Annotated in this window: 20 protein-coding genes; 7 read left to right on the top strand and 13 right to left on the bottom strand. The window is 67.8% G+C overall.

All coding sequences use genetic code 11. The annotated features are described in order from the left end of the window. Positions 1 to 180: 180 nt before the first annotated feature. Together dapF and VSR71_RS20070 are read left to right on the top strand one after the other, a co-directional pair. Positions 181 to 1,047, top strand: coding sequence for a diaminopimelate epimerase (gene dapF, locus VSR71_RS20075; protein WP_342915593.1), 867 nt, complete (start codon positions 181 to 183; stop codon positions 1,045 to 1,047). Positions 1,048 to 1,144: 97 nt separating this feature from the next. Next, a complete protein-coding gene (locus VSR71_RS20070) occupies positions 1,145 to 1,954 on the top strand; it encodes a polyphosphate kinase 2 family protein (RefSeq protein WP_342915592.1) in 810 nt (269 codons plus the stop codon). A 28-nt stretch (positions 1,955 to 1,982) separates the two neighbouring features. On the opposite strand, the gene VSR71_RS20065 is transcribed toward VSR71_RS20070, so the two are convergent. After that, positions 1,983 to 3,308 (bottom strand): patatin-like phospholipase family protein, encoded by a 1,326-nt coding sequence (locus VSR71_RS20065; RefSeq protein ID WP_342915591.1) that lies wholly within the window; start codon positions 3,306 to 3,308, stop codon positions 1,983 to 1,985. A gap of 85 nt (positions 3,309 to 3,393) precedes the next feature. Further along, positions 3,394 to 4,089, bottom strand: a complete 696-nt coding sequence (pyrE, locus tag VSR71_RS20060) for an orotate phosphoribosyltransferase (protein ID WP_428979439.1) — start codon at positions 4,087 to 4,089, stop codon at positions 3,394 to 3,396. Between the two features lie 30 nt (positions 4,090 to 4,119). Here pyrE and VSR71_RS20055 point away from each other — a divergent pair, with 30 nt between their 5' ends. After that, a complete protein-coding gene (locus VSR71_RS20055) occupies positions 4,120 to 4,893 on the top strand; it encodes an exodeoxyribonuclease III (RefSeq protein WP_342915589.1) in 774 nt (257 codons plus the stop codon). Here the strand turns inward: VSR71_RS20055 and VSR71_RS35325 are convergent. After that, positions 4,850 to 4,999, bottom strand: coding sequence for a type II toxin-antitoxin system MqsA family antitoxin (locus tag VSR71_RS35325; RefSeq protein ID WP_428979438.1), 150 nt, complete (start codon positions 4,997 to 4,999; stop codon positions 4,850 to 4,852). The genes VSR71_RS20055 and VSR71_RS35325 overlap by 44 nt on opposite strands. A gap of 123 nt (positions 5,000 to 5,122) precedes the next feature. Between VSR71_RS35325 and argC the strand changes: the two genes are divergently transcribed. Further along, positions 5,123 to 6,070 (top strand): N-acetyl-gamma-glutamyl-phosphate reductase, encoded by a 948-nt coding sequence (gene argC / locus VSR71_RS20050; RefSeq protein ID WP_342915588.1) that lies wholly within the window; start codon positions 5,123 to 5,125, stop codon positions 6,068 to 6,070. A gap of 69 nt (positions 6,071 to 6,139) precedes the next feature. Here the strand turns inward: argC and VSR71_RS20045 are convergent, their stop codons facing one another. Next, positions 6,140 to 8,221: a S8 family peptidase gene (locus tag VSR71_RS20045; RefSeq protein WP_342915587.1), complete on the bottom strand. Its 2,082-nt coding sequence runs from the start codon at positions 8,219 to 8,221 to the stop codon at positions 6,140 to 6,142. A gap of 92 nt (positions 8,222 to 8,313) precedes the next feature. Further along, the gene (locus VSR71_RS20040) at positions 8,314 to 9,273 is read right to left on the bottom strand and encodes a M48 family metallopeptidase (RefSeq protein ID WP_342915586.1); all 960 of its coding nucleotides are present in this window, start codon (positions 9,271 to 9,273) and stop codon (positions 8,314 to 8,316) included. A 155-nt stretch (positions 9,274 to 9,428) separates the two neighbouring features. Between VSR71_RS20040 and VSR71_RS20035 the strand changes: the two genes are divergently transcribed. Further along, entirely contained in the window at positions 9,429 to 10,688 is a 1,260-nt protein-coding gene (locus VSR71_RS20035) for a muropeptide transporter (RefSeq protein ID WP_342915585.1), read from the top strand. A 23-nt stretch (positions 10,689 to 10,711) separates the two neighbouring features. On the opposite strand, the gene VSR71_RS20030 is transcribed toward VSR71_RS20035, so the two are convergent. Both VSR71_RS20030 and VSR71_RS20025 read right to left on the bottom strand, forming a co-directional pair. Further along, entirely contained in the window at positions 10,712 to 11,560 is an 849-nt protein-coding gene (locus tag VSR71_RS20030) for a thioesterase family protein (protein ID WP_342915584.1), read from the bottom strand. Between the two features lie 101 nt (positions 11,561 to 11,661). Beyond that, entirely contained in the window at positions 11,662 to 12,549 is an 888-nt protein-coding gene (locus tag VSR71_RS20025) for a DMT family transporter (protein WP_342915583.1), read from the bottom strand. A gap of 111 nt (positions 12,550 to 12,660) precedes the next feature. Between VSR71_RS20025 and VSR71_RS20020 the strand changes: the two genes are divergently transcribed. Beyond that, positions 12,661 to 13,575: a LysR family transcriptional regulator gene (locus VSR71_RS20020; protein WP_342915582.1), complete on the top strand. Its 915-nt coding sequence runs from the start codon at positions 12,661 to 12,663 to the stop codon at positions 13,573 to 13,575. Here VSR71_RS20020 and VSR71_RS20015 read toward each other — a convergent pair whose 3' ends face one another. Then, entirely contained in the window at positions 13,576 to 14,163 is a 588-nt protein-coding gene (locus VSR71_RS20015; protein ID WP_342915581.1) for a TetR family transcriptional regulator, read from the bottom strand. Positions 14,164 to 14,256: 93 nt separating this feature from the next. On the opposite strand from VSR71_RS20015, the gene VSR71_RS20010 reads away from it, so the two are divergent. Beyond that, positions 14,257 to 14,685 carry a VOC family protein gene (locus VSR71_RS20010; protein ID WP_342915580.1) on the top strand — a complete coding sequence of 143 codons (429 nt, stop codon included), beginning with the start codon at positions 14,257 to 14,259 and terminating at the stop codon, positions 14,683 to 14,685. Between the two features lie 33 nt (positions 14,686 to 14,718). On the opposite strand, the gene metW is transcribed toward VSR71_RS20010, so the two are convergent. The 5 genes from metW to argB form a co-directional block, all read right to left on the bottom strand. Then, positions 14,719 to 15,330 (bottom strand): methionine biosynthesis protein MetW, encoded by a 612-nt coding sequence (gene metW / locus VSR71_RS20005; protein WP_342915579.1) that lies wholly within the window; start codon positions 15,328 to 15,330, stop codon positions 14,719 to 14,721. Next, positions 15,327 to 16,535, bottom strand: coding sequence for a homoserine O-succinyltransferase MetX (gene metX / locus VSR71_RS20000; RefSeq protein WP_342915578.1), 1,209 nt, complete (start codon positions 16,533 to 16,535; stop codon positions 15,327 to 15,329). The genes metW and metX overlap by 4 nt, the downstream gene beginning before the upstream one ends. Before the next feature lie 455 nt (positions 16,536 to 16,990). Then, positions 16,991 to 17,662, bottom strand: a complete 672-nt coding sequence (gene slmA / locus VSR71_RS19995; protein ID WP_428979435.1) for a nucleoid occlusion factor SlmA — start codon at positions 17,660 to 17,662, stop codon at positions 16,991 to 16,993. Further along, positions 17,659 to 18,618, bottom strand: a complete 960-nt coding sequence (locus tag VSR71_RS19990) for a pyrimidine 5'-nucleotidase (RefSeq protein WP_342915577.1) — start codon at positions 18,616 to 18,618, stop codon at positions 17,659 to 17,661. The genes slmA and VSR71_RS19990 overlap by 4 nt, the downstream gene beginning before the upstream one ends. 72 nt (positions 18,619 to 18,690) lie before the next feature. Continuing rightward, positions 18,691 to 19,608 carry an acetylglutamate kinase gene (argB, locus tag VSR71_RS19985; RefSeq protein WP_342915576.1) on the bottom strand — a complete coding sequence of 306 codons (918 nt, stop codon included), beginning with the start codon at positions 19,606 to 19,608 and terminating at the stop codon, positions 18,691 to 18,693. Positions 19,609 to 19,791 lie beyond the last annotated feature (183 nt).

Below are 19,791 nucleotides of genomic sequence, written 5' to 3'. Positions count from 1 at the left end.
GGCACCAAGGATGAGCCGACCTCGTTGCCGATACCAGATGGCATCTTATGCCGATCCAATCGCAAGTCACCAACCGCAAGCGCGCTTCATCCTTCGGGGTCGGGCGCGCCCGATGCACAACTATTGAGCGTCTGCCCAGGGCGGCAGCAATCCGAGCGAGCCACGGCTACAATCCCCACCATGAAACTCCAGTTCACCAAGATGCATGGCGCCGGCAACGACTTTGTCGTGCTCGACGGCATCCACCAGCAGATCGACCTGACGCCCGCGCAATGGCGCGCGCTCGCCAGCCGGCATTTCGGCGTGGGCGCCGACCAGATGCTGGTGGTCGAGAAACCGTCGCGCGGCGATGTCGACTTCCGCTACCGCATCTTCAATGCCGACGGCAGCGAGGTCGAGCATTGCGGCAACGGCGCGCGCTGCTTTGTGCGTTTCGTCAGCGACAAGGGCATGACCGACAAGCGTTCGGTGCGCGTGGAGGTGATGAAGGGCGTGATCACGCTGACACTGCAGGACGACGGCCAGGTCACCGTGGACATGGGCGCGCCCGAGCTGGATCCGGCCCAGGTGCCGTTCCGTGCCGAGGGCCTGCCGATCCGGTCTGAAGGCGTGGATACGATCCACGGCCTGGAGGTCAACGGCCGCACCGCATGGATCTCGGCGGTATCGATGGGCAACCCGCACGCGGTGCAGGTGGTGGACGACGTCGAGAACTTCCCCGTGCTGCAGGACGGCCCGGTGATCGAGCAGCATGCCACCTTCCCCAACCGCGTCAATGCCGGCTTCATGCAGGTGCAGGACCGCAACACCATTCGCCTGCGCGTCTACGAGCGCGGAGCCGGCGAGACGCTGGCCTGCGGCACCGGCGCCTGCGCGGCGGTGGTCGCCGGCATCCGGCGTGGCCTGCTCGATTCGCCGGTCAAGGTGCATACGCACGGCGGCGACCTGACCATTGCCTGGGACGGCGGTGCCGAACCGGTGCGCATGACCGGCCCGGCGACCACGGTGTTCGAAGGCACCATTGACCTGGCGACCCTGCCGGCCTGACCATAGGGGGCAGCGCGCCCCGCGACACCGTCCGCACCTTCCGGCCCAGGCGGAGCGCCCGTTCCCTGATCTTGCAGGTCATACCGATGGAGCGCCCATGCCGCTGGACGATTTCCGCATCACGACGGGCAAGCGATTCCGCCTTGCCGATTTCCCCCCCGGCAGCAAGCCGCTGTCGCGCGGCAGCAAGGCCGAGGACCTGGCCCTCCTTGCCGAACTGAGCGAGGGGCTGGACGCACAGCAGGACATCCTCTACGCCGAACACCGCCGCAAGCTGCTGGTCGTGCTGCAGGGCATGGACACCAGCGGCAAGGACGGCACGGTGCGCGGCGTGTTCCGCAGTTTCGATCCTCTCGGCATCCGCGTGGTCGACTTCAAGGCGCCTACTGCAAACGAACTGGCACGCGACTACCTGTGGCGCATTCACCTGCAGGTGCCCAGGGCCGGCGAGATCGTGGTGTTCAACCGCAGCCACTATGAAGACGTGCTGGTCCCGCGCGTGCACGGCTGGATCGACAATGCCGAAACCGAACGGCGCTTCCGCCAGATCCGCGACTTCGAGGCAATGCTGACCGAGACTGGCACCACCATCGTCAAATGCTTCCTGCATATTTCGCGCGACGAGCAGAAGGCGCGGCTGGAGGCACGGCTGGCAGACCCGGATAAACACTGGAAATTCGATACCAACGACCTCGTCGAGCGCAAGCACTGGAAGGCCTACATGGATGCGTACGAGGCCGCGATCATGGCGACCAGCACGCCGGAATGCCCGTGGTACGTGGTGCCGGCCGATTCCAAGACGCACCGCAACCTGATGGTGGCGGAGATCCTGGCGCGGGTGTTCGAGGACCTGAAGCCCGCCTACCCGCCGCCCAAGCCGGAACTGGCGAAGGTCAAGGTCGAATAGCGCGCCGGCAGACGGCTGGCCGCCTGGCTCAGCCGCCGTTGCCGCGATGCACGTCGTGCGTGACGAACGGATGCTCGCGGCTGGGCATCGCCAGCCAATGCGGATGGCGCAGCGTCTGGCGGATATCGTCCAGGCCGCTGGTCCAGTGCTCGTTCATGGTCAGCAGGCCGAACTGGTAGTCCTTGGCCATGTTCTCGAACGATTTGTCGCGGTAGATCAGCTGGATCACGTTACGGCGCGCGTCGCAGGCCTGTTCGGCGGCGCGCCGGTACCATTCGCTGTTGCGCTTTGACTGCGGCACCAGCGCCATCACCTCGTTGAGCATGCGGCGCATGTTCTGCTGCTCGCGCATGTAGTCCGTAATGGCGCGGGTGCGGCTCGAGTAGCGGATTTCCTTCTCGCGCTCGGCGACGTCGACCAGGTCATGCGGCAGCTTGCCGCGCGCGCTCCAGAGATCGACCTGGAAGATCAGCGCGTCGCGCCGCGGCTGCGCGGTCAGCACCTCGGCCAGCGGAGTGTTGGACACCAGGCCGCCGTCCCAGTAGTACTCGCCATCGATCTCCACCGCCGGAAAACCCGGCGGCAGCGCGCCCGAGGCCATGAAATGCTCGGGGCAGAGCTTGTCGCGGGTGTTGTCGAAATAGGCGAAATTGCCCGTGCGCACATTGACCGCGCCTACCGACACCCGCATCAGGTCGGGGCGATGGTTGATCAGGTCGAAGTCGGCGAAGCGCTCCAGCGTGGCCTTCAGCGGCGAGGTGTCGTAGAAGCTGGCGCGGCCGGGATCGGCATAGCGCATCATCAGCTCCGGCCAGCTGCGTGGCTGGAAGAAGCCGCGCTGGCCTTCGACCATGGCGCGCGTGGCATGCAGACCGTCGAACCAGACCCGCAGCGGCTCGGGCCAGCTCTCGGCGCCATCGGTCAGCCAGGTAGGCGACAGGCTGGGCAGCCACGGCTGCGCGCAGATGTGCTCCCAGAACGCGCGCAGCTGTTCGATGCGGCGCTCGGGCGGATTGCCGGCAATCACCGCGGCATTGAGCGCGCCGATGGAAATGCCCGCGACCCAGTTCGGGTAGATCCCGCCTTCGGCCAGACCCTGGTACACGCCGACCTGGTAGGCGCCGAGCGCGCCGCCGCCCTGCAGCACCAGCGCGCGCACGGCATAGGCTTCATGCGCGGGCCGGTCGGGCGCCTTGGCGTCCTGGCGCACCGGCTTGCGCGGACGCACCTGCGCGCCGCGCTCGGCCAGCGAATCGCCGTTGCCGTTGGTCTTTGCCGTTTCCCTTTCCGCTTCCTTCAATGCCGTCGATGCCGGCTGCCGTCCTGCCCGTTCCTGCCGCTCTTTCGCCGCCACGCCACGCCCCCTGCCGATTGGATAGTCCGCCTGCCCTGGATCGTTGCAGCGCCCGGCGCATCCGCGCGCGGGCGCAAAGGCTCCGTCAGACGCCGTAGCGCTGCCGGTACGCCGACACGGCCTCGCGCGAAGCCGCCAGAGACTGATCCTGCGACGCGTCGAGGTAGGCCAGCAGGTCCTTCAGGCTGGCGATCGCAATCACGGGGATGCCGAATTCACGCTGCACGTCCTGCACGGCCGAATGCGTGCCGACCTGGTCGGCGGTCCCGCTCTTTTCCATGCGGTCCAGCGCGATCAGCACGGCGGCCGGCTCGGCGCCGGCGGCGCGGATCAGGTTGACCGATTCACGCACCGAGGTGCCGGCGGAAATGACGTCGTCGACGATGACGACCTTGCCCTGTAGCTTCGCGCCGACCAGCGTGCCGCCTTCGCCATGGTCCTTGGCTTCCTTGCGGTTGTAGGCGAAGCCGACGTCACGTTCCATGCCGGCCAGCGCCACCGCGGTCGCCGACGCCAGCGTGATGCCCTTGTAAGCCGGCCCGAACAGCACGTCGAACTGCACGCCCGAGGCCAGCAAGGTTTTGGCATAGAATTGCGCCACCTCGCCGAGCATCGCGCCCTGGTTGAACAGGCCCGCGTTGAAGAAATACGGCGACTTGCGGCCGGCCTTGGTGACGAATTCGCCGAACGACAGGACGCCGGCATCGAGCGCAAAGCGGATAAAGGTCTGGCTGAGGTCGGTGTCCTGGGGCCCTGCGGCCGGCGTGTTCTGCTGCGTCATCATTTCTCTCTGAATTCAAAATTTCCCCGAATGTTACGGATTATCAGCGCCAACCTCAACGGCATCCGCTCCGCGTCCAAGAAGGGCTTTTTCGACTGGATGGGCAAGCAGGACGCGGACATGGTCTGCGTGCAGGAACTTAAGGCACAGGCCGCGGACATGACCGAAGCGTCCCTGGCGCCACATGGCTACCATGGCTTCTTCCACTATGCGGAGAAGAAGGGCTACAGCGGCGTAGGCCTGTACACGCGACACAAGCCTGAGCGCGTCATCACCGGCTTCGGCAACGCCGAGTTCGACGGCGAGGGCCGCTATGTGGAAGTGCAGTATCCGCATCTGGCCGTGATCTCGGTCTACGTGCCTTCGGGCTCCAGCGGCGAGGAACGCCAGCTGGCCAAGTTCCGCTTCATGGAGGCCTTCCTGCCCCACCTGCTGCAACTCAAGGCCAGCGGGCGCGAGATCGTGCTGTGCGGCGACGTCAACATCGCGCACAAGGAAATCGATATCAAGAACTGGAAGGGCAACTTGAAGAACTCCGGCTTCCTGCCGGAAGAGCGAGCCTGGATCGGCGAGCTGTTCGACGTCCATGGCTACATCGATGTGTTCCGCAAGCTCGACCCGCGCCCGGACCAGTACACGTGGTGGAGCAACCGCGGCCAGGCCTATGCCAAGAACGTGGGGTGGCGTATCGATTACCACCTGGCGACGCCGAAGATCGCCGACACGGCGCGGCTGTGCTCAATCTACAAGGACGAGAAGTTCAGCGACCACGCGCCGCTGTCGATCGATTACGATTACCTCTGAGCCGTGGTAGTGAGGCCGCCCGGACTTCTTCGCGCAGTTCCGGGTGGCGATCGAGCAGTTTCAGCAGCTTGACCAGCGCCAGCGGGGGCCGCGCACTGTGCCAAATCGCAATAATCCAATCGGTACAAACCCCTGCGACCGCCCCCCATCCCCGCTACAATGCAGGTTCGCCCCTGCGCCCGGCAGGAGACGTTTCGCATTCCCCCGCATTTCATAGAGCGAGTCCGCCATGGTTTTCAAAGTGTTCGTCGATGGTCAGGAAGGCACGACCGGTCTCCGGCTGCTTGACTATCTTTCCGGTCGTTCCGACGTGGACCTACTGCGTATTGCCGATGACAAGCGCAAGGATCCGGCCGAGCGAGCACGCTTCCTGAACGCCGCCGACGTCGCCTTCCTGTGCCTGCCCGACGTGGCCTCGCGCGAGGCGGTGTCGCTGGTGACCAACCCGAATACCTGCGTGATCGACGCCAGCACGGCGTTCCGCACCGCCGACAACTGGGCCTATGGCCTGCCGGAACTGGTGCGCGGCCAGCGCGAGAAGATCCGCGCCAGCAAGCGCATCGCCGTGCCGGGCTGTCATGCCAGCGCCTTCGTGCTGGCGGTGCGCCCGCTGGTCGATGCCGGCGTGCTGCCGCGCGACTACCCGGTGTCGGCGTTCTCGCTGACCGGCTACAGCGGCGGCGGCAAGAAGATGATTGCCGACTTCGAAGCCGGCGGTAACCCGAAGCTGCACAGCCCGCGCAAGTACGCGCTGGGCCTGCAGCACAAGCACCTGCCCGAGATGCGCGTGCAGGGCGGCCTGTCGGCGGACCCGATCTTCAACCCGATCGTCGGCAACTTCCTGAAGGGCCTGGCGGTGACGGTGCCGCTGTTCGTGGACCGCCTGGCGCGCAAGGTCAGCCCCGATCAGATCGTCGACATCTACCGCAAGCACTATGAAGGCGAGCAGTTCGTGCGCGTGATGCCGTACAACAGCGACGACAACCTCGACGACGGTTTCTTCGATGTGCAGGCCAACAACGACACCAACCGGGTCGACCTGTTCGTGTTTGGCACGCCCGAGCGCCTGAACCTGGTCGCGCGCCTGGACAACCTCGGCAAGGGCGCCGCCGGCGCGGCGGTGCAGTGCATGAACGTGCATGTCGGCGCCGACGAGGCCACCGGGCTGCAGGCCTGATACGGCTGCTTCCTGGACACAAGAAAAGCCGGCACTGCCGGCTTTTTTGCTGGCCGGAAACCGGTGTGCTTACACGCGCTGCAGCGCCCGCAACGCATCCACGAGCCCCGCCCCCTGGAATGCGCGCTCTCGCCCGAGATCCGTGGCCGCGTCGCACAGGATGGCCTTGACGGTTTCGGGCTGGCCCATCAGCTCATTGTTGCGCGACAGCAGCAGCGCGGCCACGCCCGACACATGCGGCGCGGCCATGCTGGTGCCGTCCATTGACGCCAGCGTGCCGCCGGGCACGGTGGAGGTGATCTTCTCCCCGGGTGCCACCAGGTCGGGCTTGATGCGGCCATCGCCGGTGGGACCGTGGCTGGAGAAATATGAGATGCCATACCGGTAGGGATCGGTACGATGGGTCGCTCCCACCGTGATCACGGCGCGCGCATTGCCGGGATCGGTGATGGTCTGGCCGCGGAAGCCCGCCCCCATGTGCGCCGCCGCGTATTGCTCGTCATAGCCATAGTTGCCTGCCGCCGCCACCACGATCACGCCGTTGGCCACCAGCCGGTCGCACTCGACGCACACCGGCGTGCTGCCGCAGGCGTAGGTGCGCACGTCATGGCGCAGCGCCACGCTGAGGTTGACGCCGTGCACGTATTGCCGGTCGCGGCTCTGGTTGAGCCAGCGCACGTATTGCAGCGCGCCCAGGATGCCGAACTCGTCGCCCCTGCCCTGCGCGTCGAAGATGCGCAGGTCTAGCAGTTCGATACGCGGGCAGATGCCGCTGACGTCGCCGCTTTCGGCAAGCTCCGGGGGCAGCGGCATGGGCTCCGGCCGCGCCAGGTAGGCCGACGACGGCCAGCCGGCGCCGATGATTCCGGCCACATGCGTGCCGTGGCTGCCGCCCGGCGGCACGTATTGCGCCGGGTCTTCCTGGCCGATTTCCAGCAGCGGCTCGATCACGGACCAGTCGATGATGCGGCTGTTGGCAAGGTCGTCGGCGATCGCCGCGATGCGCTCCCTGAGCTCGGCCTCGCCAGGGCCGCGCTTGCCCTTGGGCATGGGCGGCAGGCGGCCGCTGGTGATGGCCGACAGGCGGGTGAAATCCAGCGTCCTGACCACGCGCGACAGGCGCGGCGCGATCAGGCCATCGCGGACCGGCAGCGCTCCCTCCAGTCTGGCGGGATCGAAGAACGCCGGATGACGCGCATCGATGCCGGAATCGATCACCGCCCAGCGCACGCCCTGGCCGCCGGTATCGAACACGCGGATGGCCGCGTCCGCCTTCACGGTCTTGCGCGAGGCAAACACCGCGTGCTCGGCCGGCCGGTTGACGGAGATGCGCCACAGCGGCGCCACTGCCGCCACCTTCGCCGCATCCGCGGCATCGGCCAATCCCGCTGCCCGCGCGGCCTCTGCATCCTGTGGCGCCGCATGGTCGTCCTGCAGGCAGGCCCACAGCGTCTCAAGCACCTGCCGGCTCGTCTGCCCGATGCGCCGGGTCAGCCCGCCGGGCGGGAAGCTGTCGTCGTCCAGCCCCAGCAAGGTCAGGGCAACATACTGCGCGGCGACATTGACCAGCCGTCCCAGCGCCTGGCCGGCCGGCGCCGCGATGCCGCCGAAGCGCGTCCTGGAAGCGGTGTAGCCGATGTCCTTGAACCTGGCAATGGCTGTCTCGCTGGACACATGGGCGAGCACCGACTCGCCCAGCCAGCGCACGAAGGCGTCGCCGGTGAGGCTGCGCTCGAGCGCGTGGCGCGCGGCGGTTGACCAGCTGACGCCTGCCATCGGCAGCCGTATCTCACGGTGCCACCATGCCGTCAGCGGCAGCAGTCTGAGCATGTCGAAGAAATCGATCTGCGCGAGCAGATGCGATTCATTGGCCGCCAGGAAGCGCTGGCCTGCCGCCGCCGATGCCGGCTGGGCCAGCGCCGGCAGGCGCCGCAGCACTGCCGTGCGCAGGGCGGCAATGCCCGCGGCGTGGTGCGGGGTCAGCAACAGCCCGCGCGGCACCTCGAACGATTCTCCCGACGCATACAGCAGCCAGACTTCGGAGCTGACCGGCAGGTCGCTGGTGAAGCGGTCGGGCTCGGCCTCGCAGCCCGCGAAGATCAGCATATAGGCGGCCCGTTGCTCCGACGGGCTCATGCGGTTCAGGCTCATGCGGGTTCCCCTGCGGTTGTCGCATTGTCCTTCGATCCGGTGGGCCGCCCCTGGCCGCCCTGACTACCGGCGCCAGGCGCCGGCAGCAGCGGCTAGCGCTTCAGCGGCTTGCTTCTGTCGTCGTCGCCCGCGTCGACCGGCGCATCGCCCAGTCCGGCCATATTGGCGCGGTACGGCGGCAGCCTGTCGACCGGGGTATTGATCGCGCGCGCGTAGAGCGGCAGCACCTCGGGCATGTGCTTCTCCAGGTCGGCAATGCGGCTGCGCCCGGACGGGTGCGTCGACAGGAATTCGGTGCCCGATTGCGACATCTTGCCCATCTTCTGCCACAGCGACACCGCGGCGCGCGGATCGAAGCCGGCGCGCGCGGCGATATCCATGCCGATCAGGTCGGCCTCGGTCTCGTCGGCCCGCGAGAAGCGCAGCGTCAGCAGGTGCGCCCCGGTGCCGAGCGCCATGTTGCCCAGGTTGCCGAAGCCGAACAGCTGCGAAATCACATTGGCGCCCAGGTTGGTGATCTCGGACTTGGCGGCGCGCTCGCGCGCATGCTCCTGCAGCGCGTGCGCGATCTCGTGCCCCATCACCATCGCGACCTCGTCGTCGGTCAGCTTGAGCTGGTCGAGCAGGCCGGTGTAGACCGCGATCTTGCCGCCCGGCATGCAGAACGCATTGATCTGCTTCGAGCCGATCAGGTTGATCTCCCACGGCCAGTTGCGCGCGCGCTCGTTCCAGCGCACGGTCTGCGGCAGCAGCCGCTTGCCGATCGCGCGCAACCGCCTGAGCTGCGGGTTGTCGTCGCCGGCCAGCGCGCGCTTGGCGATGGCTTCCTGCTTGAGCTGCTCGTACTCCTGCGCGGCCTGCTGCTCGATCGCCTCGGCCGGCACGATATTGCGCACCGCCGAGCCGCCGCGCTGGACGTTGATGCCGCCCGGCTCGGTTTCCTGCGCCTGCGCGGGCATGCCGGACCAGGCCAGCAACGCCGCCGCCAGCGCGAGCGCGCGGACGAGCCGGACACGAATCGGACGCTGGGCACATTGCTGGGGGCGGAGCATTTTGCGGTTCCTCGGGACGCAGTAGAGGGATCGTGGCGGCGGACCGGTGCGATCCGCGGCAAGCTGCCGCAGCACAACTGGCGGGGCGGCAAACGGGTGATGCAATAATACACGGCGCCCGCGCAGCCGCGCGGCGCTCCATCCCCCGCGCATCCATGACTTTCCAGGCCTATCTCGATATCTTCCGCAACCGCCGCATCGGCGCCATGCTGACCCTGGGCTTTGCCTCCGGGCTGCCGCTGGCGCTCACCTCCGGCACGCTGCAGGCCTGGATGACGGTCGAGGGCCTGGATATCAAGACCATCGGCTTCTTCTCGCTGGTGGGCCAGGCCTATATCTTCAAGTTCCTGTGGGCGCCGCTGATGGACCGCTACACGCCGCCGCTGCTGGGCCGGCGCCGCGGCTGGCTGCTGGTGACGCAGCTGGGGCTGGTGGCGGGCATCGCCGCAATGGCGTTCTGCCCGCCGCGCGAGGCGCTGTGGACGCTGGCGGCGCTGGCCACGCTGGTGGCCTTCCTGTCGGCCTCGCAGGACATTGTCTTCGACGCCTACAGCACCGACGTGCTGCGCCCGCCCGAGCGCGGCGCCGGCGCGGCGGTCAAGGTGCTGGGCTACCGGCTGGCGATGCTGGTCTCAGGCGGCCTGGCGCTGTGGCTGGCCGACCGCGTGCTCGGCTGGCAGCAGACCTACCTGCTGATGGCGGCGCTGATGGCCGTGGGCATCCTGACCCTGCTGTGGGCGCCCGAGCCCGACGTGCCCGCGCGCGCGCCGCGCTCGCTGGAAGAGGCGGTGCTTGGCCCGCTGCGCGATTTCTTCGCGCGGCCCGGCGCGTGGTGGCTGCTGCTGCTGATCGTGCTCTACAAGCTCGGCGACGCCTTTGCCGGCAGCCTGTCGACCACCTTCCTGATCCGCGGCGTGGGCTTCTCGGCCGGCGAGGTTGGCATCGTCAACAAGACGCTGGGGCTGGCCGCCACCATCATCGGCGCGCTGTTCGGCGGCACGCTGATGGTGCGGCTGGGGCTGTACCGTTCGCTGATGGTGTTCGGCGTGCTGCAGGCGGTATCGAACCTGGGCTACTGGATCCTCGCCGTGACGCCGCCGCACCTGTGGACCATGGGCGCGACCATCGCCGTGGAAAACCTGTGCGGCGGCATGGGCACCGCGGCCTTCGTGGCGCTGCTGATGACGCTGTGCAACCGCTCGTTCTCGGCCACGCAGTATGCGCTGCTGTCGGCGCTGGCGTCGGTCGGCCGGGTCTATGTCGGGCCGACCTCCGGCTACATGGTCGAGGCCTGGGGCTGGGCGCCGTTCTATCTCGGCACCGTGGTGGTGGCGCTGCCTGGCGTGATGCTGCTCTGGGCGATGCGCAACACCGTGCACCGGTACGAAGCCCAGGCGCGCGAGGCGATCGCCTGAGGATCGCCTGAGCCCCGGCCTGCTTACTCCTTGTAGTAGACGATCTGGTGCGAGCTGGCCAGCAGCTGGCCGGCCGGGCTCCACAGCTGCGCGCGCTGGTCGAAGTACCCCTGCTGGAACACCTGCGCCTGCGCGCTGGCCAGCACGTGGCTGTCGCCCAGCGCCGCCAGCGTGGGCGCATCGGTGTGGAAATACGTGGTCATCGACACCGTGCCGGCCGGCACGAAGCCGGCGCGCTTGAGGAAAATGCGCGGGTAGAAGCTGTCCGCCCATGACGCCACCGCGGCAAAGTCAGGCGTGCGCGCCGGCGCGTCGCGCAGCCAGAACTGGGTCAGGCTGTCGGGGTGCTCGGTGCCGGCCTCGGCGGTCGGCTTGGCGCCGCGCACCGGGCGCATGTCATAGGACTTGAGCCAGCGCACCGGCGCGAAGCCGCCCATCGCCGGCAGCGTGTCGGCGCCCGGCACCTCGGGCATCACCGCCTCGCCGCAGGCCCAGGTCTCGCGGCGCACCGCGAACACGGCGGTGGCGGTGGTGGCCACGGCATCGCCCTGGCGCAGCGTCAGGTTCCAGTGCTGGGTCGAGCGGTTGGTCCGCACCGGCAGTGCCTCGATCTCGAACGGGCCTTCGGCGATCGGGCCGGCAAAGTTGACCGACAGCGCGATCGGATCGCCCAGCCGTTGCGGGTGCAGCAGCGCCGCCTGCAGCAGCGTGGCGGCGGTGATGCCGCCGAACGGGCCGATCATGTTCCAGTAGGCCGGCGTGGTGCGGCCCAGGAAACGATTTTCGCCGGCGGCTTCCAGGGCGATGGCATCGTCGAACGCATGCAGCGCGACAGGAGCGGAGGCGGACAGGGCAGCGGCGGTAGCAGTCATGGCGGGGAAGCAAATAGAACGGTCGTTCGATAGCTGCCTACACTAACCGTAGTCAGGAGTTCGGTCAACCGATCCGGCACGCAAGCGGCGCAGACGGCGCATCAGCCTTGCACCCGGCGCCGCCACGGCAGGCTCCAGCCGAGCTGGTTGGCGACCACGCCCAGTAGCACCAGCAGCATGCCAGCGACCTGCAGCGGCCCGAGCACGACGCCGAACACCGCCACGTCGATGACGATCGCCACCAGCGGATAGACGAACGACAGCGTCGCGATCGACACCACGTTCAGCCGCTGGAAGGCGCCGTACAGCAAGGTGTACATGACGCCGGTATGGACCAGTCCCAGCGCCAGCAGCGCGGCCCAGGTGCCGGTGTGATAGCTGCCGGCCGCGGGATGGGCCAGCGGTGCCAGCATCACCACGCCCAGCACCATCTGCAGGCCCGCGATCTGCCCGGGCGGAATCTGCTGCAGCCGGCGCGTGGCCATGGTCGTGACCGCATACAGCATTGCCGCCAGCAGCGCCAGGCCGATCCCGGCCAGCATCGCCGCGCCGGTGGCGCCGTGTTCCAGCCCCGTGATCAGCATCACGCCGGCAAAGGCCAGCACCAGCCATGGCAGCCTGGCGAACGGGAACGGCTCGCGCTGCATCGCCGAGGTCAGCAGCAGCAGGAAGAATGGCTGGGTGTGGTAGACCACGGTCGCGATCGCGATGCCGCTGTAGGCGTAGGCCGAGAACAGCGCCAGCCAGTTGAGCACCAGCGTGACGCCGCCCAGTGCCAGCCAGCCCAGTTGCGCGCGGCTCATGCGCACCCAGCCGCGCTGCAGCGTCAGCGTGCCCAGCAGCGCGGCGCCGCCGAAGATGCAGCGGAAGAACACCACGTCCAGCGGCGGCTGTCCGCTGGTGACGACAAACCAGCCGATGGTGCCTGACAGCACCATGGCCGCGACCATGCGCCAGGCACCGCCGGGCAGGGATTGAGGGGAAGGCATGGGGGCACTCCGGGAATGCAATGGCGGCATTGTTCCACCATGCCGTCCGCTCAACAATCCCGCCTAAGCTCAATTAGTATTTGAGCTGTAATCAAGGATCGGAGATCTGGCATGTCGGATACCCCACTCAACGCGATGGCCGTCTTCGCACGCGTGGTCGAATGCGGCAGCTTCTCCGCCGCGGCGCAGGATCTCGGCATGACCCCGTCGGGCGTCAGCCGGCACGTGTCGCGGCTGGAAGCGACGCTCGGCGCCAGCCTGCTGCAGCGGACCACGCGCGCGTTCGCGCTGACCGAACTTGGCCAGTCGGTCTACGCCGCCTGCGCGCGCATGACCGCCGCCGCGCGCGAGGTCACCGCGCTGGCCGGCGAGCACGGCGGTACGCCCCATGGCGTGCTGCGGGTCAGCGCGCCGGTCTCGTTCGGGCAGGCCTGGCTGGCACCGCGCCTGCCCGCCCTGTTGAATAAATATCCTGGCCTCGACCTGCAGCTGACGCTGGCAGACCGCATGGTCGACCTGGTCGAGGAAGGCCTGGATGTGGCCGTGCGCATCGCGCGCGAACTGTCGCCCGGCCTGTCGGCGCGGCCGTTGCGCGAGGTGCGCTACCGGCTGGTGGCCTCCCCGCGCTACCTGGCCCGGCACGGCACGCCCGCTGCGCCGGCCGACCTGCCGGCGGCACGCTGCCTGTACCTGGGCTACGGCAATTTCGGCGAGCGCTGGACGCTGCGCCACCATGCCGGCGGCGACGCCGTGGTGGTGCGCATCCCGCCGCGGCTGACTTTGAACAACAGCCTGGCGATCATGACGATGGTGGAAGGCGACGCGGGTATCGGACTGGTGCCGGACTTCTCGCTGGGCAGCGCGCTGGACGAGGGCCGCGTGGTCACCGTGCTGCCGGACTGGGACATCCTCGAGCCCTATATCGGCACGGCCTATGCGGTGTACACCCCGACGCGGCACGTGCCGCCCAAGGTGCGCGCCTTTGTCGACCACCTCGCCGCCACCGCCGGCGACCCGCCGGCCTGATCAGTCCTGGCCCAGCGCCCGCCGCAGCAGCCAGAGCATGGCTTCGCGTACCTGCGCGGCGTCGGCACCGGCCTCGATCTCCAGTGCGGCACGATCGAATGCCGCGGACAGCAGCGGCGCCAGCGCGCGCAGCGATACCTCGCCCTGCCCGCCCTGCCCGCCAACAGCGGCGGCATCGAGCCCCTCGCGCAGCGTGCGCGCGGCATTGGCCTCGTCCAGCGCCAGCGTTTCAGCCAGGCCCAGCGCGGCGGGCCCCTCGACCAGCAGCAGCCGGGTGCGGCCTGGCACCGTCATCGCGTCCAGGTAGGCCTGCGCGCCGGCTATCAGGGCCTCGGCGGGATCCAGGCCGGCGGGCGCGGCGGCCTCGATATCGGCGGCAACCGCCGCGGCTTCATCAGCCAGTACCTGGCGGAACAGGTCGCGCTTGTCGGCAAAGTGGTGGTACAGCGCCCCGCGCGTGATGCCGGCCGCGGCGCAGATGTCGGGCGTCGAGGTCTCGCCATAGCCGCGTTCGACAAACAGGCTGCGCGCCGCGTCGAGCAACGCCTGCCGGGTAGCCTCGGTACGTTCGCGGTTGGATCGGGCCACGCGGTTTTCTCCTTGCATACATACAGCCTGTATCTTAATATCAAACATACATACATACATGCTGTATGTATCCAGATGGAAAGGAGTCGGGTCGTGAAGGTCACCAGCTACTACCCCGTCATCATGACCGGCGATGTCGCCGGCACCGCAGCGTTCTACCAGCGCCACTTCGGCTTCGTGCCGCTGTTCACCAGCGACTGGTACGTGCACCTGCAGCTGGCCGACGATCCATCGGTCAACCTTGCCGTGCTGGACGGCAGCCACGAGACCATCCCCGCGCCGGCACGCGGCCAGCGCGCGCAAGGGCTGCTGCTGAACTTTGAAGTGGACGACGCGGATGCGGTCCATGACCGCCTGCGGGCGGCGGGGCTGCCGATACTGCTGCCGCTGCGCGACGAGGCCTTCGGCCAGCGGCATTTCATCACCGCCGATCCCAACGGCGTGCTGATCGACGTGATCAAGCCGATTCCGCCATCGGCAGAATATGCGGCGCAGTATGAGGCTGGCGCGCTGCCGCAATAAGGCAGGCGGCCAGGCGCCGCCCGCCATCCGAGGTCAGGCCGCGCAGACCCGGTACACCGCCAGGCTGCCGCGCCAGTTGACGCCCCAGTTCACGGTGATGCCCTCGTGCATCACCACGCGGTCGATGACGCGCAGGCCGACCGTGGGCGCCAGCTCCTCGAAATCGCTGATGGTCAGCACGCGCACGTTGGGCGTGTTGTACCACTGGTAAGGCAGAGATTCCGACACCGGCATGCGCCCGCGGAACACCGACAGCCGGTGCGGCCAGTAGCCGAAGTTGGGGAACGAAACGATGCACTCGCGCCCCACCCGCAGCGTGTCGCGCAGCACCTGCGCGGTGTTGTGGATGGTCTGCAGCGTCTGCGACAGGATCACCGTGTCGAAGCTCTTGTCCTCGAACAGCGCCAGCCCGCCCTCCAGGTTCTGCTGGATGACATGCACGCCCTTCTGCGCGCACGCCAGCACGCCTTCGTCGCGGATCTCGATGCCGTAGGCCTGCACGTCGAGCTCGTCCTGCAGCACGCGCAGCAGGCTGCCGTCGCCGCAGCCCAGGTCGAGCACGGTGGAACTGGGTTCGATCCAGCGCGCGATTGCGCGGAAGTCGGGGCGCAGCGCGAGGATATTGGGATTGGCCAGGGCATTCATGCGCCGATCTCCTCTGCGATGCGGTCGTAGTAGGCGCGCATCAGGTTGTGGTAGCGCGGGTCGTCGAGCAGGAATGCATCGTGGCCGTGCGGCGCGTCGATCTCCGCGTACGAGACCGGGCGCTTGTTGTCCAGCAGCGCCTTGACCAGCTCGCGGCTGCGGCTGGGCGCGAAACGCCAGTCGGTGCTGAAGCTCGCCACCAGGAAGCTTGCCTGCGTCTGCGCGATGGCGCGGGTCAGGTCGCCGCCATAGGCCAGCGCCGGGTCGAAGTAGTCCAGCGCGCGCGTGATCAGCAGATAGGTGTTGGCGTCGAAGTACTCGGCGAACTTGTCGCCCTGGTAGCGCAGGTAGCTTTCCACCTGGAACTCGACGTCGAACGAGAAGCGGATATCGTCGGTCTTCAGTTCGCGGCCGAATTTCTCCGCCATGTCCTCGTCCGACAGGTAGGTGATATGGCCGATCATGCGCGCCACGCGCAGGCCGCGCTTGGGCTTGACGCCATGCGCGTAGTAGTTGCCGCCGTGGAAGTCCGGATCGGACAGGATGGCGCTGCGCGCCACCTCGTTGAAGGCGATGTTCTGCGCCGACAGCTTGGGCGTGGATGCGACCACGATGCAGTGGCGCAGCCGGTCCGGGTACATCAGGCTCCAGGCCAGCGCCTGCATGCCGCCGAGGCTGCCGCCCATGACCGCGGCGAATTGCGTGATGCCGAACGCGTCGGCCACGCGCGCCTGCGCGTTGACCCAGTCCTCCACCGTGACCACCGGAAACGCCGCGCCATAAGGCTGGCCAGTCGCGGGATTCACGCTCATCGGCCCGGTCGAGCCAAAACATGAACCCAGGTTGTTCACGCCGATGACGAAGAAGCGGTTGGTATCGAGCGCCTTGCCGGGGCCAACCATGTTATCCCACCAGCCCAGGTCGCGCGGGTCGTCCGCATAGACGCCGGCGACATGGTGCGAGGCATTGAGCGCGTGGCACACCAGCACCGCGTTGGAACGCGCCGCGTTGAGCGTGCCGTAGGTCTCGACCATCAGCTCGTAGCCGGCGAGGGACGTGCCGTTGCGCAGCTTCAGCGGCTCGGCAAAGTGCATGCGCTGCGGCGTGACCACGCCGACCGAACCGGGCGGCAGGGTAGGCGCTGTGGGCGCGCTGGGCGCGCTGGGCGCGCGGGGTGCGTCGGGCGGCAGGGCGACATCAGTCATGGAATCCGGGCCCGCGGCGAACGGGCATAAAAAAACCCGACCGGCATTTGCGTATGCAGCATCGCAGCCAAGTCGGGATTCGCTGGATTCCTTGCGGGATTCCGCGTGCCGGCGCCGATCATCGTCGTGGTGACATGGGGCGCCGACCCAACCTCTTTAGCCGCATTTATAGTGGCAGCCCGGACCGGGGTCCCTTGGTCCTTGGTCCTTGGTCCCTTGGCTGCCGCGCGCCCGCAAGCCAGTCATCAAATCGGCGCGACCGGGCAATTATAGAGCAATCGGCCCGGCGTGTCGGTTTCAGCCTAGTGTCATGAGTTGGATGTTCGTTGCGGCAATAAGTCTGTCGAGAAGGCGTGCGAGACTAGGAGCGAAGCGCAGCAAGGCTGGAGCCTTGCGAGCATTCGCGACGACGGATCGTGCGTCTTATCGGCAGACTTATGCAACGAACTTGCAACTCATGACACTAACAGCACGCGCAGATGCGCCTCGGCATGGTCCGACGGCGACTTGCGGAAGCCGCTCTTGGCATAGCGGTGCCACTGGCCCTGCACCGTCGCCATGATCAGCGCCGCGCGCGCCGGGATATCGGCATCCGCCGGGAATTCAGCCTGCGTCACCGCCACCTTCAGGCACTGGCGCAGCGAGGCCTCGATGCGGTCCACCACCTGGTTGATGCGTTCCTGCAGCCGCTCGTGCTCGCCCACCAGCGCCTCGCCGGTCAGCACGCGCGTCATGCCCGGGTTCTTCTCGGCGAACGACAGCAGCATGCGCACGATCGCATGCGCCTGGCGCAGGCCGTGCTCTTCCTTGTCCGCAATCTGGTTGATCAGGCCGAACACGGTCTGCTCGATAAAGCCGATCAGGCCCTCGTACATCTGCGCCTTGCTGGCGAAGTGGCGGTACAGCGCCGCCTCGGACACGCTCAGGCGCGCGGCCAGCGCGGCGGTGGTGATCTTTTCCCCGCGCGGATGCTCGAGCATGGTCGCCAGCGTCTGCAGGATCTGGATGCGGCGCTCACCCGGGCGCGGGCGCTTGCGCGCCGGCGCTGCAGGCGCCGCGGGCGTGTCCATGTCATCGGCCCCGCCTGTGATGACTGCCTCCGGCTGGTCCCCGTTGCTTTGCGTCATGACCCGTTTCTCCGCATTCGTCGTTGGAGTTGATGCATCGATTGTACTTTTATGTCCACATAGGCCGGCCGATTCGGCACGCGGGCCCGCACGCGCGGCACATTGCCGGGCCGCTCCTGCGGTGCCTGCGGAACCTGTGATTCGGCGGCCACCAGCGTGACCGACTGCTCCTGCGCGGCGTGGCCGGCGCGGCGATCTTCTTCCGCCTCAAGCGTCGAGCGGACCGCCGCGTCGCGCCGGCTGCCGTTGTCTTGCGCCGAAGCGGGCGCGCCAGGCACGTCATGCGGGCGCGACGGCGCGATGGTGCGCAGGTAGCCGGTCAACCAGGCGGTGCGGATGCCGGTGCCGGCATAGCGCTTGAGGTGCGACACGGTGTCCTCCACCAGCACCGCGCGATGCGGCGCGATGCGCGCCTGCACCAGCAGGCGTCGCAGCATGCGGCGGTCCGGCTTGGGCCGCAGATGGCCATGCACCCACATCTGCTCGATCGCCACCACGCGCTCGAAACAATGGCCGATGCCGGCGATATCCAGCACCGCGCGCGCATAGTCCTGCGGCGCGTTGGTGACCAGGAGCTTGCGCCCCGGCAGGCGCCGCAGGTGCGCCGCCAGCCCGCGCTGCACGCGCACCATCTCGGCCAGCGCCGGGAATTCATGCGCCGCGCGCAGGAAGTCGGCGGGATCGACGCCATGGTGCCGGATCATGCCGAGCAGCGTCGCGCCGTAGCGCTGCCAGTAATCGACGCGCACGCGGCTGGCGGTGGCCTCGTCGCAACCAAGCACGCGCGCCACGTAGGCGGTCATGAGCCGGTTGATCGCCGGGAAGATCGCGTGCGACGCGTCGTGCAGGGTGTTGTCGAGGTCGAACAGCCAGACCGTGCGCCCCGAGTTGTCTCCGGCGGGCCGGCGGCGCAGGCGAGCGCGGACACGGCGCGGAGGAGGAAGACTGGAAGGCACGCCGGGCAACTCGGAAGTTGATGGGGATGCCGGGGCGGCTGGTTGAAGCCTGCGCCGCCCCGGCGGCTCCGCTCAGTGCGAGCGGATCATGGTGCCGAACGCCTGCTCGGTCAGGATTTCCAGCAGCAGCGAATGCTCGATGCGGCCGTCGACGATGTGCACCGAATGCACGCCGCTCTTGGCCGCGTCCAGCGCCGACGAGATCTTCGGCAGCATGCCGCCCGAGATGGTGCCGTCGGCGAACAGCTCTTCGATCTCGCGCGCGGTCAGGTCGGTAAGCAGGTTGCCATTCTTGTCCATCACGCCGGGGATGTTGGTCATCATCACCAGCTTCTCGGCCTTCAAGATCTCGGCCATCTTGCCGGCGACCACGTCGGCGTTGATGTTGTAGGCCTGGCCATCGTCGGAGAAGCCGATCGGCGAGATCACCGGGATGAAGGCGTCGTCCTGCAGCGCCTTGACCACCGCCGGGTTGATCGCCTCGATATCGCCCACGTAGCCGATATCGATGAAGGCACCCGGGTTTTCGCGGTCGGGCATCTGCAGGCGCTTGGCGCGGATCAGGCCGCCGTCCTTGCCGGTCAGGCCCACGGCCTGGCCGCCGTACTGGTTGATCAGCATGACGATGTCCTGCTGGACTTCGCCACCGAGCACCCACTCGACCACTTCCATGGTCTCTTCGTCGGTGACGCGCATGCCTTGCACGAAGGTGCCGACCTTGCCGACCTTCTTCAGCGCTTCATCGATCTGCGGGCCACCGCCGTGCACGACCACCGGGTTCATGCCGACCAGCTTCAGCAGGATCACGTCGCGCGCGAAGCCGTGCTTGAGCTTTTCTTCGGTCATGGCATTGCCGCCGTACTTCACCACAATGGTCTTGCCGTGGAACTTGCGGATATACGGCAGCGCCTCGGCGAGGATCTCGGCTTTCAGTGCGGGAGCGATGGCGGCCACCGCAGTCGCGGCAGGCCCGGGGTTGTCGGCGTTCATGGGGGACATCCGTGAGATTCAACAGGTATGATGGCTAACAGCCGCGTAGCCGGGCAAACGCAACATTGCGCAACAGGGATCGCCCGAAAGTGCACCATCCGGCTATGGCAGGCGCCGATTTTACAAGAAACCGCGCGGGGTGCGAGTCCCGCGGCGCGGGCTGGTCCGGCCATCCGCCGGCAA

It is taken from the genome of Cupriavidus oxalaticus, assembly GCF_038900635.1.
Classification (GTDB): domain Bacteria; phylum Pseudomonadota; class Gammaproteobacteria; order Burkholderiales; family Burkholderiaceae; genus Cupriavidus; species Cupriavidus oxalaticus_B.
The sequence above is the reverse complement of the archived record's forward strand: the minus strand, read 5'-3'. Positions and strand labels throughout refer to the sequence as shown.

Excerpts from the sequence above, each read along its gene's own strand:
- dapF (WP_342915593.1), top strand. The coding sequence starts at position 181 with ATGAAACTCCAGTTCACCAAGATGCATGGCGCCGGCAACGACTTTGTC.
- VSR71_RS20070 (WP_342915592.1), top strand. The coding sequence starts at position 1,145 with ATGCCGCTGGACGATTTCCGCATCACGACGGGCAAGCGATTCCGCCTT.
- pyrE (WP_428979439.1), bottom strand. The coding sequence starts at position 4,089 with ATGACGCAGCAGAACACGCCGGCCGCAGGGCCCCAGGACACCGACCTC.
- VSR71_RS20055 (WP_342915589.1), top strand. The coding sequence starts at position 4,120 with ATGTTACGGATTATCAGCGCCAACCTCAACGGCATCCGCTCCGCGTCC.
- argC (WP_342915588.1), top strand. The coding sequence starts at position 5,123 with ATGGTTTTCAAAGTGTTCGTCGATGGTCAGGAAGGCACGACCGGTCTC.
- VSR71_RS20045 (WP_342915587.1), bottom strand. The coding sequence starts at position 8,221 with ATGAGCCTGAACCGCATGAGCCCGTCGGAGCAACGGGCCGCCTATATG.
- VSR71_RS20040 (WP_342915586.1), bottom strand. The coding sequence starts at position 9,273 with ATGCTCCGCCCCCAGCAATGTGCCCAGCGTCCGATTCGTGTCCGGCTC.
- VSR71_RS20035 (WP_342915585.1), top strand. The coding sequence starts at position 9,429 with ATGACTTTCCAGGCCTATCTCGATATCTTCCGCAACCGCCGCATCGGC.
- VSR71_RS20030 (WP_342915584.1), bottom strand. The coding sequence starts at position 11,560 with ATGACTGCTACCGCCGCTGCCCTGTCCGCCTCCGCTCCTGTCGCGCTG.
- VSR71_RS20025 (WP_342915583.1), bottom strand. The coding sequence starts at position 12,549 with ATGCCTTCCCCTCAATCCCTGCCCGGCGGTGCCTGGCGCATGGTCGCG.
- VSR71_RS20020 (WP_342915582.1), top strand. The coding sequence starts at position 12,661 with ATGTCGGATACCCCACTCAACGCGATGGCCGTCTTCGCACGCGTGGTC.
- metW (WP_342915579.1), bottom strand. The coding sequence starts at position 15,330 with ATGAATGCCCTGGCCAATCCCAATATCCTCGCGCTGCGCCCCGACTTC.
- metX (WP_342915578.1), bottom strand. The coding sequence starts at position 16,535 with ATGACTGATGTCGCCCTGCCGCCCGACGCACCCCGCGCGCCCAGCGCG.
- slmA (WP_428979435.1), bottom strand. The coding sequence starts at position 17,662 with ATGACGCAAAGCAACGGGGACCAGCCGGAGGCAGTCATCACAGGCGGG.
- argB (WP_342915576.1), bottom strand. The coding sequence starts at position 19,608 with ATGAACGCCGACAACCCCGGGCCTGCCGCGACTGCGGTGGCCGCCATC.